Origin of the sequence: Actinomyces howellii, from assembly GCF_900637165.1 — a bacterium.
Lineage (GTDB): Bacteria > Actinomycetota > Actinomycetes > Actinomycetales > Actinomycetaceae > Actinomyces > Actinomyces howellii.
The window spans coordinates 3,067,620-3,082,005 of sequence record NZ_LR134350.1 but is presented as its reverse complement, the minus strand read 5'-3'; the positions used below and the strand labels follow the sequence as shown (position 1 = coordinate 3,082,005).

Annotated in this window: 11 protein-coding genes; 8 read left to right on the top strand and 3 right to left on the bottom strand. The window is 74.2% G+C overall.

Annotated elements, in window-relative coordinates:
* The first annotated feature begins 96 nt into the window (after nt 1-96).
* Nucleotides 97-2,022 (top strand): L,D-transpeptidase family protein, encoded by a 1,926-nt coding sequence (locus EL245_RS12860; protein ID WP_232009787.1) that lies wholly within the window; start codon nt 97-99, stop codon nt 2,020-2,022.
* A 72-nt stretch (nt 2,023-2,094) separates the two neighbouring features.
* On the opposite strand, the gene ligA is transcribed toward EL245_RS12860, so the two are convergent.
* Nucleotides 2,095-4,533: an NAD-dependent DNA ligase LigA gene (ligA, locus tag EL245_RS12855; protein WP_126383716.1), complete on the bottom strand. Its 2,439-nt coding sequence runs from the start codon at nt 4,531-4,533 to the stop codon at nt 2,095-2,097.
* 185 nt (nt 4,534-4,718) lie between these two features.
* Here ligA and EL245_RS12850 point away from each other — a divergent pair, with 185 nt between their 5' ends.
* Both EL245_RS12850 and EL245_RS12845 read left to right on the top strand, forming a co-directional pair.
* Complete coding sequence (locus EL245_RS12850; RefSeq protein ID WP_126383714.1) at nt 4,719-7,955, top strand: FHA domain-containing protein; 3,237 nt, start codon at nt 4,719-4,721, stop codon at nt 7,953-7,955.
* 212 nt (nt 7,956-8,167) lie between these two features.
* Nucleotides 8,168-8,416, top strand: a complete 249-nt coding sequence (locus tag EL245_RS12845; protein ID WP_067939003.1) for a WhiB family transcriptional regulator — start codon at nt 8,168-8,170, stop codon at nt 8,414-8,416.
* A gap of 155 nt (nt 8,417-8,571) precedes the next feature.
* On the opposite strand, the gene EL245_RS12840 is transcribed toward EL245_RS12845, so the two are convergent.
* Entirely contained in the window at nt 8,572-10,056 is a 1,485-nt protein-coding gene (locus EL245_RS12840; protein WP_126383712.1) for a sensor histidine kinase, read from the bottom strand.
* 39 nt (nt 10,057-10,095) lie between these two features.
* Here EL245_RS12840 and EL245_RS12835 point away from each other — a divergent pair, with 39 nt between their 5' ends.
* From EL245_RS12835 to EL245_RS12815, 5 genes are all read left to right on the top strand, one after another.
* Nucleotides 10,096-10,596 carry a DUF2505 domain-containing protein gene (locus EL245_RS12835; protein WP_126383710.1) on the top strand — a complete coding sequence of 167 codons (501 nt, stop codon included), beginning with the start codon at nt 10,096-10,098 and terminating at the stop codon, nt 10,594-10,596.
* Nucleotides 10,597-10,716: 120 nt separating this feature from the next.
* Entirely contained in the window at nt 10,717-11,184 is a 468-nt protein-coding gene (locus EL245_RS12830) for an OsmC family protein (RefSeq protein WP_408608375.1), read from the top strand.
* Nucleotides 11,185-11,252: 68 nt separating this feature from the next.
* On the top strand, nt 11,253-11,930 hold the full coding sequence (locus EL245_RS12825; protein ID WP_126383708.1) for a hypothetical protein: 678 nt from the start codon (nt 11,253-11,255) through the stop codon (nt 11,928-11,930).
* Nucleotides 11,927-12,781: a thymidylate synthase gene (locus EL245_RS12820; protein WP_126383706.1), complete on the top strand. Its 855-nt coding sequence runs from the start codon at nt 11,927-11,929 to the stop codon at nt 12,779-12,781. Before EL245_RS12825 ends, EL245_RS12820 begins: the two co-directional genes overlap by 4 nt.
* The gene (locus tag EL245_RS12815; RefSeq protein ID WP_232009786.1) at nt 12,778-13,449 is read left to right on the top strand and encodes a dihydrofolate reductase; all 672 of its coding nucleotides are present in this window, start codon (nt 12,778-12,780) and stop codon (nt 13,447-13,449) included. The genes EL245_RS12820 and EL245_RS12815 overlap by 4 nt, the downstream gene beginning before the upstream one ends.
* On the opposite strand, the gene EL245_RS12810 is transcribed toward EL245_RS12815, so the two are convergent.
* Nucleotides 13,431-14,375, bottom strand: coding sequence for an ABC transporter substrate-binding protein (locus tag EL245_RS12810; protein ID WP_408608407.1), 945 nt, complete (start codon nt 14,373-14,375; stop codon nt 13,431-13,433). The two genes, EL245_RS12815 and EL245_RS12810, sit on opposite strands and share 19 nt — an antisense overlap.
* Between the last annotated feature and the right edge of the window lie 11 nt (nt 14,376-14,386).

Below are 14,386 nucleotides of genomic sequence, written 5' to 3'. Positions count from 1 at the left end.
ATCGAAGACCTTCCCTCCGGACCGGGACGGACGGGTGTCGACGACACGGCGTGCGCAACGCCGTCAACCGGCTCCCCCGCCTCTGAGCCGGCCACCGTGAGCAGCCCCTACGGACAGGTGACCGGAACGGTACGACCCTCCTCGCGGCCGGCCGGGCCCGCGCCCTCCACGGCTGCCCGGAGCGCGGCCACCCTCCTGGAGGAGCGGCGCCGCGGGCAGACGACACAGACGACACAGACGATCTCGACCACCGCCCCCGGGGCTGGGGCCTCCCCCGCGGCGGCGACACCGGACCGGCCCGAGACGCACGAGGCGACCGGCCCCGACACCGAGATCGCGGCTCCTGTCGCGGCGCCCGCGGCAGGCACGGCCGAGGAGGGCAGGTCCGCCCCTGAGACTGAGCTGTCGGAGCAGCCTGAGCAGCCCGAGCCGCCTGAGCAGATCGCGGTGGCGCCGCCTGAGCGCGCGACGGTCTCGGCGCCCACCCCGCAGGCGGCTGCGGAGCCGGCGCCTGTGCCGGCCGGTGCGACGACGAGCCTGGCCCCTGCTGCCGCCGATGCCTCCGGGGCGGGTGGGCCCGACGCCGGGTCGCGGCGCCGCAGGAGGCTCTGGCCCCTGTTCCTGTCGGCCGCGGCGCTCCTGCTGCTGGGCGCCGTCGGCGCGGGTGGCTACGCCTACGCCGACCACTACGCCGACGTGGCCGTCCCCGGGTCGCTTGTCGCGGGAGTGGACGTGTCGGGGATGAGCCGCCAGGAGATCGTCTCGGTCGTGCAGGACCGTGCCGACGGCGCCACGGTGACCGTCTCCGGGGACGCGAGCGCCTCAGCCTCGCTCGCCGACCTGGGGGTCACCGTCGACGCCGGGGCGACCGCGGACGCCGTCCTCGCCCGGGGCGAGGGCGTCGTCGACCGCTTCAGGGCGCTCCTGGGGTCGAGCGACACACCGGTGGTGGTCAGCTCCGACCCCGAGGTGGCCCAGGCCTACGCCACCTCGCTCGTGCCCGAGGACGTCGTCAAGGCGGTCAACGCCACCGTCGTGCTCAACGCCGAGGGCACGGGCTTCGAGATCACCCCGGCGTCCTCCGGGACCTCCCTGGACTCCTCGGTGCTCGAGGACGCCGCTGACCAGGCCGCCTCCTCGCTGTCCGACTCGAGCGTCGAGGTCACCTTCGAGTCCAGCCCGCCGGCGGTCTCCGACGAGGAGGCGCAGGCGGTGGCCGACACCGCCAACTCCTGGGTCTCCCAGGACGTGACGATCACGGCGGCGGACTCCTCGGGCAGCTACACGGCCGACGCCGCCACGAAGGCGAGCTGGGTGACGGTGAGCACCGAGGGCGACACCGTGCCGAGCGTCTCGCTCGACCCCGAGAAGGTCTCCCAGTGGGTCTCGGCCCAGGTCGAGGAGGTGACCGTCGAGCCCGTCACCGGGGTGCGCAACGTCAACTCCCAGGGCGCCGTCGTCGAGACGAGCGTCGAGGCGGTGGCTGGGGAGTCGGTGACGAACGCCGACGCCATCGTGCAGGCGATCACCGAGGCCGTCTCGACGGGGACCTCCTACACCGGCGCCTTCGAGATGACCACCGCCGAGGAGACGTGGGAGGACAAGGTCATCGCCGACGGAGCGGAGAACCTCGTCTACCAGGCCGCTCCCGGTGAGAAGTGGATCGACATCAACCTGGCGAACAAGACGGTCACCGCCTACGAGGGCGCCACGGTCGTGCGCGGCCCGGTCTCCATGGTGGACGGCGACGCGCTGACCCCGACGGTGACCGGGACCTACAAGGTCTACCTCCAGCGCGAGACCCAGACGATGGAGGGCGACAACGCCGACGGGACGCGCTACCGCACGGAGAACGTCCCGTGGATCTCCTACTTCCACGAGGGCTACGCCCTGCACGGGGCCCCGTGGCGCTCGAGCTTCGGGTACTCGGGGTCGCACGGCTGCATCAACATGCCTGTCGAGGAGGCCCACTGGTTCTACACCTGGGCCCAGATCGGCACGACCGTGGTGAGCCACTACTGAGTCGCGACCGACTCGCGACCAGCTCGCGCGGGCGCCGGGGCGGATAGCCGCCTGTCGGCGCCCGCGCGTCGCTCACTGCTCGGTCAGGCCCTGGGGCCCGGCGGCCAGGAGCCGTTCGAAGCCCTCCTCGTCGAGGATCGTCAGGCCGAGGTCGCGGGCCTTGGTCTCCTTGGACCCGGCGTTGGCTCCCACGACGACGTAGCTCGTGCGGGCGGACACCGACCCGGCCGCCCGCCCGCCGCGTGCGACGATCGCCTCCTTGGCGCCGTCACGGGTGAAGCCCTCGAGCGATCCCGTCACGACGACGGTCAGCCCCTCGAGGGTCCGGGCGGGACGGGCCGGCCCGGTCAGCTCGTCGGCGGTGCGCACCCCGGCCGCCGCCCAGCGATCGAGGATCTCGACGTGCCAGTCCTCGTCGAGCCACTGCCTCCACGCCGCGGCGATCGTCGGGCCGACGCCCTCGACCTCGCTCAGCTCGTCGAGCCCGGCGGCGCGCAGCGCCTCGAGGGAGCCGAAGCGCGCGGCCAGGGCCCGGGCGGCGGTCGGACCGACGTGACGCACCGACAGGGCCACGAGCACCCGCCACAGCGGCCGGTCCTTGGCCTCCTCGAGGTGGGCGAGCACGCCGGTGGCGCTCTTGCCCGGAGCGGTCGCCTTCCTGACCGCGCCTTCGGCGTCGTAGGTCTGCTTGGACCAGAAGAAGCGGACGAGTCGCCAGTCGCCGGTCGGCTCGCCTCTGCGCCTGACCGGCTGGTAGACGCAGACGTCGCGCAGGTCCTCCACGGTGAGGTCGAAGAGCGCGGCCTCACCGGTGAGCACCGGGGCCTGGACCTTGACGCCGTTGTCGGCGACCAGGCGCCGGGCGGCGTCGAGTCGGTCGGCGGGAGCCAGCTCGGCCAGCTCGGCGGCGGGGATCCGCAGGCGGCTGCGCTCGGTCTCCAGGCTCCGCCCGGCCGCCAGGGCCGCGAGCGCCTCCTCGCGGCCTGCGTCGGGCTGGGTGAGGGCCGCCGCCGCCTCGTCGCCCAGTCCCTCGACGTCGAGGGCTCCGCGCGAGCCGATGTGGGCGATCCTCTCGGTGACCTGCGCGGGGCAGGAGCGCGTGTTGGGGCAGCGCAGGTCGACGTCGCCCTCCTTGGCGGGGGCGAGGTCGTGGCCGCAGGAGGGGCAGCGGCTGGGCATGACGAAGCCCTTCTCGGTGCCGTCGCGGACCTCGAGCACCGGCCCGACGATCTCGGGGATGACGTCTCCTGCCTTGCGCAGGACGACGAGGTCCCCGACGCGCACGCCCTTGCGGGCCACCTCGGTGGCGTTGTGCAGCGTGGCGCGGGAGACCCGCGAGCCGGCCACGAGGACCGGTTCCATGATGCCGAAGGGGGTGACCCGGCCTGTGCGCCCCACCTGGACGTCGATGTCGAGCAGTCGGGTGCGGACCTCCTCGGGCGGGTACTTGTAGGCCGCCGCCCACCGGGGCACCCGGGAGGTGTGGCCCATCTCGGCCTGGAGGGCGCGGGAGTCGATCTTGAAGACGATCCCGTCGATCTCGTGGAGGAGGTCGTGACGGTGCTCGGCGTAGCGGGCGATGTAGGCCTCGCGCTGGGCTCGGCCCCGCACGACCTCGGTGTAGGGGGACACCGGCAGCCCCCATCCCCGGAGCAGCTCGTACCACTCGTGCTGGGCGTCGGGCAGCCCCTCCCCCGGCGCCGGGGTGAAGGCCCCGATCCCGTGGGCGACGAGCGCCAGGGGGCGGGCCGCGGTGACGGCGGGGTTCTTCTGCCGCAAGGACCCTGCCGCGGCGTTGCGCGGGTTGGCGAAGACCTGGAGGGGCGCGAGCCCGTCGCGCTCCCTCTCGAGGTTGGCGGTGCGCCTGGCCTCGTTGAAGGCGGTGAACTCGGCCACGGGGAAGTAGACCTCGCCGCGCACCTCGAGCAGGGCGGGGTGGCTGGACCCTGCCAGGACCAGCGGGACGTTGGCGATGGTGCGGACGTTGCCGGTCACGTCCTCCCCGACGGTGCCGTCGCCCCGGGTGGCGGCGCGGGTGAGCACCCCGTCGGTGTAGGTGAGGGCGACCGCCAGGCCGTCGACCTTGACCTCGGCGGTCATCGCCAGCTCCTCGTCGGCGGTCGAGGTGCGGGCGACCATGCGCCGGGCCCAGTCCTCGACCTCCTCGAGGCTGAAGACGTCCTGGAGGGAGTACATGCGCTCGTGGTGGGCGGCCGGGGCGAAGTCGGTGGTGGCCCTGCCGCCGACGCTGCGGGTGGGCGAGGTGTCGAGGGCCAGCGCGGGGTGGGAGGCCTCGAGGTCCTCGAGCTCGCGGAACAGGGCGTCGTACTCGGCGTCGGAGTAGGGGCTCTGGGCCTCCAGGGCGTCGTAGTAGGCGTCCCGGGCGCGCTCGATGAGGCGGACGAGCTCGGCCCAGCGGGCACGGGCCGGGGCGGGCACGGCGCTCAGACCGGCCGGGGCGGGCAGGGCGCTCGGCTCGGCGGGTGTCTCCGCCGTCGGGGTGTGGGTCATGCGCACATCCTCCCCTATTCCTTCCCTGTTCCTTCCCTGCTCCTCGTCCTCCCTCTCTCCCTCTGACGGCGCCGGGGGCCTCGAGGCAGGGGCAGGTGCTCCACAGGAGCGGTTCGTGCAGGGGTGCGCACCGTCCGTCCACAGGCCTGAGGCGCGCGGCTGGCGCAGGGGGCGAGCCTGGGTCCATGACCTGCGCACCCGTGCTGCCCTCGCCCCCCGCCCCGAGCCTCATGACGCTGCCGCCGGCGGCCGTGGCGGCCAGGGGCGCCCTGTCCCTGCCCTGGCACCTGGCGATCCTGGACGGTCCCGGCGCCGGACTCGTCGTCCCTCTGCCCGTCCACGGCACCGTCGGGCGCGACGAGGTGCTCACCGACCCCTACGCCTCCCGCCTGCACCTCGAGGTGGACTGCCTCGACGACGTCGTGCGCGTGCGCGATCCCGGGTCCGCCAACGGCACCTGGGTGCGCTCGCACGGCCTGTGGCTGCGCATGCGTCGCATGAGGGAGCTTCCCGCGGGGTCGAGGCTGCGGATCGGCTCGACCGTGGTCGAGCTGCGGCGACGGCCCTCCTGCCTGGCGGTCCCGGAACCGCCCTCCCCCGCCCAGGGGCGGCGGGCCCTTGTCCTGCCGGTCCTCATGGTGGTCGTCATCTGCGTGCTGGCCGCCGTCACGGTCCTCACCCGCAGCCGCGGTGCCGCCGGGACGCTTCTCATCGCGCCCATGCTCCTCATGGCTCTCAGTCGGGCGGCTCCCGCCCTGTCGGGTCGCGGCAGACGGCGTCGGCGGCGCTGTGCCGGATGGGTCGGCTGGCTCAGGCGCTCCCCCGACCCGGCCACCATGCTCATGGCCGTGGCCGTGGGGGCCGACCCAGCGATGTCGGCCCGCCGTGACGAGGCCCTGCGCGCCTGGACGGGCCGCAGGAGCCGACGTCGGGTCCTGCCTCTGAACGCGGGTGACCGGGTGGCGCTGACCGGGCCGGGTGCCCGCGAGGCGCTGCGCTGGTGGACCGCCCAGGTGATCGCGCGGGGTGCCGCGCGGGTCACGGTCTCGGGGGCGCGCACGGGACTGGAGTGGGGCGATGAGGCGCATGGCGGCAGGGCGGAGATCATCGCCACGCCGCAGGGTCTCGCACCGGCGCGCGCCCGCACGGTCATGACCGCGGGTCCGGGTGCCCCGCGCACGAGCGGACGCTGGTGGCCCGCCCTGGTGGCCTGCGCCGGCCTGACGGGTCCTTCGGGGGAGGGTGACCCCGCTGCCACCGGCCCTCCCGGGAGGGTCGTCCTTGAGGAGGTGACCGGAGAGCTCGACCGCGACGCGGTGCGCCGTCGGTGGAGGTCGGGGGACTCAGCCGACGGCGGGGACGGCGGGAGCCGCGGGCTGCCTGCGGTGCTCGGCGTGGGGACGCTCGGGCAGTGCACGGTCGACCTCGTCTCCGACGGTCCTCACGCCCTCATGGCCGGCACGACCGGCTCGGGCAAGTCCGAGCTGCTCACCTCCTGGCTCATCCAGCTGGCGGCATCCGTGCCTCCGTGGCGACTGAGCCTCGTGCTCGTCGACTACAAGGGCGGTGCGACCTTCGGCCCCCTGGCGGACCTGCCCCACACGGCCGGGGTGCTCACGGACCTCGACCCGGCCGCCACCCACCGGGCCCTGTCGTCCTTGACCGCGGAGACCCGGCGCCGCGAGCGCCTCCTGGCCGAGCACGGCGCCAAGGACGTCGGCGAGCTCCCGCCGCACCACGCCCCGGCCCGGCTCGTCGTGGCGGTCGACGAGTTCGCCACCCTCGCCTCCGAGCACCCTGATGTCCTCGACGCCCTCGTGCGCGTGGCCGCCCAGGGAAGGAGCCTGGGGATCCACCTCGTCCTGGCCACCCAGCGCCCCAGCGGCGCGGTCTCGCCCGCGATCAGGGCGAACACGACGGTGCGGGTGTGCCTGCGGGTGCTCGACCCGGCGGACTCCCGCGACGTGCTGGGGCACGACGGGGCGGCGCACCTGGACAAGGCTCCCGGCCGCGTGCTTATCGAGGGGGCGGCGCACCCCGGTTCCGGCGGCGCGCTCCAGGCGCCGTGGTGCGGCACGAGCGCGCAGCTCGAGGGGATCGTCTCGGAGATCACCCACGCCGCCCGGGGCGGTCGCGCCCCGTGGCGTCCCTGGGCGCCGGAGCTTCCGTCCAGTGCTACTCGCTCCCAGGCCCGTGCCCTCGTGGGCACGGGCCCCGACCGGCCCGCCACAGGGATCGTGCTGGCACTCACCGACCTTCCTGAGCACCAGCGCCTAGGGACCTGGTCATGGGACCCCCGAGAGCCCCTGCTCGTCCTGGGCGCTCCGGCCTCGGGGCGCACGACGACCGCCCGGAGCGCGGCGCTCGGCGCGCTGCACTCCGGCACGGGTGTCCACCTGTGCCTGGCACGACGGCCTGAGGGGGCCCTGGCGTCCGGAGCCAGGGGTGTGGGGACCGTCGTCGGGCCCGAGGACCCGCGGCGCCTGGCCCGGCTGTGGTCGCTGGCCGCCTCGGGGGCGCTGGCGGGGTCGCTGGTCGTCGTCGACGACGTCGAGGCGATGACGGCCGCGGTGGACGAGGCTCTCGGCCCCGGAGAGGGCACCGCGCTGCTCGACGCGCTGACCCGCACAGCCCGGTCGACCGGGACGGGCCTGCTCCTCACCGCTCCCCTGGCGGCCGCGAGCGCCAGGTGGAGCGCCCCGGTCCGCCTGCGGCTCGTCCAGGGCGCCTGCCAGCCGGCCCAGGCCTCCGTGGCGGGACTGCCGCGCTCCGTGGTGACCGGCCGGCTCCCGGGACGCGCGGTCCTGCTCGACGGGGCGCAGGCCACCGGCTGCCAGGTCCTCCTGCCCGATCCCGATGAGCGGGGGGCGCCCGGCCCGAGCCCGCTGCGGCTCGAGCCCCTTCCCCCGGTGGTCGCCCCTCTCCCGGGCGTCTGGGCGGTCGGTGGTGACGCGGCGCTTCCCCTGGATCCCCCCGCCGCCCCGGTGCTCGTCGTGGGTCCTGCGGGATCGGGCAGGACCACCGCGCTGCGCGCGCTGCGCCGGGTCCTGTCCGAGGCGGGTGCCGACCCGCTCGTCGTCGATGACCTGGACCGGGCGGGGCCCCAGGAGCAGGCCCGGGTGGAGGGCGAGCTCGCGCAGGATCGCCTCGTGCTGGCCGCGGCCACGACCGACCGGGTGGCGGGTACCTTCCGCGGGGCGCTGGCGAGCATGCGCGAGCGCGGCTCGGTCCTCCTGCTGTGGCCGGGACTGGGTCCCGCCGCCCAGGTCGCCGGGTTCCCGGTCCGTGCCGCCGTCGACCCTCGGGCACCGACCCGACCCGGGCACGGCGTGCTCATCGAGCGCGGTCGTACCGTCGTCGTCCAGGTCGCCCACGACCCAGCCTGCCAGGAGGCGCAGGATGCCACCGGTGACCGGCCGTGAGCCGCGCGGCCCCGCGGGCGCGAGAACCGGGAAAGCACGTTGTGAGTATTACGACACGCCGGCCGGCGCAGGTCTCATCCTCGGGGTCTTGCCCCGCCCACGGGGGCGTGTGAAGGTTGGGCCCGGAAGTGGTCCCACGCTGCTGCCTCGTCCCGCTGCCGGGGAGGTGGGGGCGTGCGCCCACAGGACACGTCGAACCGAAGGGAGCCGTCATGGACTGGCGCAGCCAGGCTGCATGTCTCACCGTCGACCCGGAGCTCTTCTTCCCCGTCGGCAACACCGGCCCCGCCATCGCGCAGATCGCCGAGGCCAAGGAGGTCTGCGCGCGCTGCGACGTCGTCGACACCTGCCTGAAGTGGGCCCTGGAGAACGGCCAGGACGCGGGCGTGTGGGGAGGCATGAGTGAGGACGAGCGTCGTTCGCTCAAGCGCCGTGCCGCCCGGGCGCGCCGATCGTCCTGACCGTCGTGTCGATCGACCCAGCAGATACGACGACGCCCGCCGGAGCCCAGTGCCCGGCGGGCGTCGTCGTGCCCGGCCCTCACCGGCGCGGACCCGGCGAGGGCAGGAGGTCGGCAGGCGGTCGGTGGCCGGTCGGTGCGGGGCCCGGCAGTGCCTCAGCGCGGTCCGACCGGCTTGAGGGTGGCGTGCAGGACGACGTCCGTGCCCCGACCCGGGCGACCCTGAGGGTCGCGCACCGGCTGCCAGTCGATCGAGCCGCGCAGCTCGCCCTGGACGAGCGTGCTCACGATCCGCGTCCCCAGCCCGCTCAGGACCGTCCCGGGTGCCAGACCGACCCCGTCGTCGACGACGTGCACCGTCAGGTCCTCCCCGTCGCGGCGGGCGGTGACCGTCACGGTGCCGTCCTGCCCCTCGATCCCGTGCTCGACGGCGTTGGTGACCAGCTCGGCCAGGACGGTGGCCAGCGCCTGGGCGGCGTCGGCGTCCACGACCCCGAAGCGCCCCTCGATCCTCGTGCTCACCGAGCCACCCGCGGTGGCCACGGCTGCGGCGCCGCGCAGGACCGAGGCGAAGACCTCGTCGAAGTCGACGGTCTCGTCGACGTTCTGGCTCAGGGCGGCGTGGACGGTGGCGATGGTCGCGACCCTGCGCTCGGCCTCGGCCAGGGCCTCGCGGGTCTCGTCGTTGGTGGCCCGGCGCGCCTGCATGCGCAGCAGCGCTGAGACGGTCTGGAGGTTGTTCTTGACCCGGTGGTGGATCTCGCGGATCGTGGCGTCCTTGTTGAGCAGGATCAGCTCCCGGCGGCGCAGCTCGGAGATGTCGCGGACCATGAGCAGGGCTCCGGCGCGCTCGCCGTTGTCGGACAGCGGGATGCACCGCACCGACAGGTACACCCCGCGGATCTCGACCTCGGTGAGCCACGCCTGGCGGCCCATGAGCACGACCGCCATGGTCTCGTCGACCGGGGTCCGCTCGGGGATGATCCGCGTGACCGCCTCGGCGAGGTGGCCGCCCTCGATGCTGCCCGGCAGGCCCAGCCGGTGGAAGCAGGAGCTGGCGTTGGGCGAGGCGTAGGTGACGACCCCCTCGGTGTCGAGACGCAGGACGCCGTCCGCCACGCGGGGAGTGCCGTGCCGCAGGCCCGTCGCGGCGCCCCGGATCGGGAACGCCCCCTGGGCGACCATGTGGCAGATGGCGTCGGCGAGATCCTCCTGGGGACGGTCCACGAGCCTGCCTCCGCGCATGACCCCGACGGCGGTCTCCCTCGTCATGACGGCGATGACCCGCCCCTCACGCATGACCGGGACGTACTCCTCGCGCACGGCTGTCGTCCCCGTCCACTCGGGGTCGGAGGCCACGACGACCTGCTTGTTGACGAGGGCCTCGAGGGCCATCGCCTCGCGCGCGGCGGGCATGCGCCGCCCGATGACGTCCTCGGGGTGGACGGTCGCCCCCGTCGCGGGCCGGCAGTGCGCGGTGGCCACGAAGCGGTTGGTGTCGGTGCGCGCCCACAGCACGAGGTCGGAGACCGACAGGTCGGCGACGACCTGCCAGTCAGCCACGAGCTGGTGGAGCCAGTCGACGTCTGCGGGCTGGAGGTCGACCAGTCCGCGCTCGGAGGAGGCCAGGAGGTTGCGCACGTGCAGATGCTACCGGCGAGTCGTGGCAGGATCGGCCGCATGAGGAAGAACATGACACTGACCTACCCGGCCACCCCCTCACGCGTGAGCGAGATGCTGTCGGACCCCGCCTACCAGCGCCTGCGCGCCGAGCGCCTGCACCTGTCCGACGCGCAGGTCGACGTGGCCGCGCGCGGGCGCGGCTTCGTCGCGACGGTCGCCGGATCGGTGCCCGCCTCGGCCCTGCCTCAGGCCGCCCAGAAGTTCATCCGCTCGGCGGTGTCCTTCTCCCTGGCCGAGTCCTGGGGCGAGCCGGCCGAGGACGGCTCGCGCACCGGCGGGGTCGAGGTCTCGGTCAAGGGCGCCCCGGTGCGCGTCGGGGTCACGAGCGCGATGCGCCCCACGGCAGACGGCGCCTCGACGACCGTCGACCTCGACGTCGACCTGTCGGTCTCGGTCCCGCTGGTGGGCCGCAGCATCGAGGAGCGTGCGATGGGCCTGACCGACCGGGCGGTCGCCGACGAGGAGGCCCGCGCGGCCCAGTGGCTGTCCACCCACTGAGGGTCCAGGGGCGCCGGCGGGGCCGGTCGTCCACGGCGTCCGAGATCACACGTGCCCGTCGTGCTCGATCGAGTGCGTGGGATGTGGTCCCGGACGCCGTTGCCATGACACGATCGACCCATGAGCGAGCACATGGACGCAACCGTCGACGCGCCGGAGGACCTCATCGTCCCCACCGACTCGAACTCGGTGTGGGCCGAGCGCACGGGCACGCGCCAGTACCTGGCCCACAACGCCCGGGGCGCCGAGGTCCGGGTGGGCATGGGGCCGGGCGAGTTCTCCCCCGGTGAGCTGCTCAAGGTGGCCCTGGCGACCTGCTCGACACTGTCGGCCGACCACCGGCTGGCCAGGGCCCTGGGCGAGGACGCCAGGGTCGTCGTCGTGTGCGCGACGGACAAGCACGCCACCGAGGACCGCTACACCGACTTCGACGTCCAGGTCCTGGCGGGCTTCTCCGCGCTGAGCCCCGAGCAGCTCGAGACCCTTCGCCTGCGGGTCGAGGGTGCCATCGACCGCGGGTGCACGGTGGGCCACACCCTCCACAGCGGTGCGGCCACACGCCTGCACCTGCTCGAGGGGGACGACTGACCGGTCCCGCCGCGTCCGCATCCCACCCGCGCCACCGCGGCGCACGCACCCACCAGTTCGGAGGAACCATGCCACAGCATCGCACGAGCGCCCTCGAGCGCGCCCTCGACAAGGCCATCGCCGTACCGGCCGGCCGCATCGAGGAGCGCGTGGCGCGGATGCGTCGTGAACGACCGGGCGCCGACACGGCCGAGCTCGTCGAGCTCGCGGCGTCACGGTTCCGCGCGGAGGCCGGGGTGACCTCGGGCGCGGTCGGCGCGTCGGCGGCGCTGCCGGCGGTGGGCACCGGGACGGCCGCGGCCCTCACCGTCGGGCAGAGCGCCGTCTTCATGGCCTCGGCGGTCACCTACGTCCTCACCGTCGCCGAGCTCCAGGGCCTGCGCGTCGTCGACACCGAGCGCCGCCGGGCGCTGGTGCTCTCGGCGCTCCTGGGCAAGGAGGGCTCGGAGGCGATCCAGGGGTCGCTGGGGCTGACCACCCTGTTCTGGGCCGCGCAGTCCCTGGCCAAGATGCCGCTGCCCACGGTCAAGTCGATCAACGCCCAGCTCGCCAGGCGCCTGGCCAAGAAGGCATCCGTCAGGGGCGGGGCCCTGGCGCTGGGTCGCCTCATCCCCTTCGGGATCGGCGCCGCCATCGGCTGGTCCGGAGGCCGCGCGCTGGCCAACCAGGTCATCGAGGGGACTCAGGCCGCCCTCGGTCCGGCTCTCGAGCACGACTCCGGTGCGGTCGAGGTGATCGAGGCGTGAGCCGCTACCCCGTTCTGACCGCCCTCGGGCTGGAGCCCCCGGCCGGGGTCGACGTCTCCTACGAGGAGCTCCTCGCCGAGGTCCTCGAGCACGGCCTGCACAAGGGAGACCGCACCGGCACCGGCACGAGGTCCCTGTTCGCCCGCCAGCTGCGCTACGACCTGTCAGCGGGCTTCCCCCGTGTCACGACCAAGTTCGTGGCCATGAAGGCGGTCAAGGGTGAGCTGCTGTGGTTCCTCCAGGGGGGGACCAACGTGCGCTGGCTCCAGGAGCGGGGCATCACCATCTGGGACGAGTGGGCCCAGCCCGACGGCGAGCTCGGCCCGGTCTACGGCGCCCAGTGGCGCTCGTGGCCGACCCGCGAGGGAGGCACCATCGACCAGATCCGTGAGCTGGTCACCACCTTGCGCACCGACCCCGACTCCCGGCGCATGGTCGTGTCGGCCTGGAACGTCGCCGACCTCGACCGGATGGCCCTGGCTCCCTGCCACGCCTTCTTCCAGTGCTACGTCGTTCAGGGACGCCTGTCGCTCCAGGTCTACCAGCGCAGCGCCGACCTGTTCCTCGGGGTGCCCTTCAACATCGCCTCCTACGCCCTGCTCACCCACATGCTGGCCCAGCAGACCGGGCTCGAGCCGGGCGAGCTCGTGTGGACCGGGGGCGACTGCCACGTCTACGACAACCACGTCGACCAGGTGCGCCTCCAGCTCGCGCGGGTCCCGCAGGCCCGTCCCTTCCCGACCCTGAGGCTTCGGCGGGCCGAGTTCCTCGACGCCTACACGATGGAGGACATCGACGCCTCGACCGGATACGACCACCACCCCGCGATCAAGGCGCCGGTGGCGGTATGAGCTCGGTGCGAGCGGTCGAGGGCGCGGGCACGTCCCCCTCCCGGCCCGAGCGCCTGGGCATGATCTGGGCCCAGGACCACGACCGGGTCCTGGGCGCCCAGGGCGAGATGCTGTGGCGGGTGCCCGCGGACTTCCGCCACTTCAAGGACTCCACGACGGGCTGCGGGCTCGTCATGGGGCGCACGACGTGGGAGTCCCTGGGCGGGGCGCTGCCGGGCCGGGCCTCGGTGGTGCTCACCACGAGGCCCAGGTGGTGTGCGCCGGGCGCCGTCGTGGCCCGCAGCCTGGAGGAGGCGGTGGCGCGGGCTCGCACCGAGCTGGCCGCCCTGGGCCCCGACCCCCGCACGGAGGGCTACCGGGACCTGCCCCGGCTGTGGGTGATCGGCGGCGGGAGCGTCTACCACGAGGCCCTGAAGGCCGGCATCGTCGACCTGCTGGTCGTCAGCACGCTGGACCTCGACGCCGCCGGCCCCGCCCTGCGGCGCGGCGTGGAGCCCGAGGAGCTCGTCCTGGCCCCGCCGATCGACCCGAGGACCTGGAGGATCGACCCGCGGCGCTCTGACGCCCCCGAGGCCTGGAGGCCGGTGTCGGGCGACGCCGCCTGGCGCGTCGACCACTGGGTGCGCCGGGAGGCTCCCGACGGCTCCGGTCAGGCGACCAGGCCCTGAGCCCGCAGCCAGTCGGTGGCGATCGTGGCGGCGTCGAGCTGCTCGCCGGTCGACCGGGCGCCCAGGGCGCGCAGCTCGTCGGTGGTGAGCACCGCGCTCACCGAGTCGATGGCCCGGGCGGCCCCTGTGGCCAGGGAGGAGACGACCAGGGGCGTGACCCGCTGGGGCAGGATGAGGCCCTCGGGGTCCTCGAGGACGACGAGGTCGTTGTCCTCGATGGCGGGGTCGGCCGTGTAGATGTCGGCCGCGTCGGCCTGCCCGTCCAGGAGCGCCTTGAGGGTCAGCGGGCCCCCGGAGTCCTCGACGGGCTCGACACGGGCGTCCACCCCGTAGACGCTCTTGAGGCCCTCGGGGCCGTAGGGGCGGGTGGCGAACTCCGAGTTCGCGGCCACGACGACGGTGCGTCCCAGGGCGGTCAGGTCGGCGATGGAGCTCAAGGAGTGCTCCTGGGCCAGGGCACGGGTGACGGTGTAGGAGTCCTGGTCGGTGGCCTGGGCCGGGTCCAGGACCGTCAGCCCCTCGGGCAGGACCGTGAGGAGGGCCGCCTGGACCGATGCCGCGTCACGTGCCCCGGAGTCGGCGTCGTAGAACTGGAGAAGGTTCCCCTCGTACTCGGGGATGACGTCGATCGCGCCCGAGACGAGCTCGGGCAGGTAGACCTCGCGCTGCCCGATGCGGAACTGGCGCTCGACCTCGAAGCCCGCCTCCTCGAGGACCTGGGCGTAGAGCTCGGCGATGATCTCGTTGGAGTAGTACTGCTGGCTGCCCACCACGAGGGCCCCCGAGGTCTCCTGGCCGTCCTGGGCGAAGGGGTCGCGCGAGCTGCAGGCAGTCAGGGCCAACCCGCAGGCGGACAGGCCGAGCGCCCCCAGGGCACGGCGGCGGGTCGTGCTCACCGAGGAGCCCGGGCGCGTCAGGCTCGTCAGTCCAGTGGGTC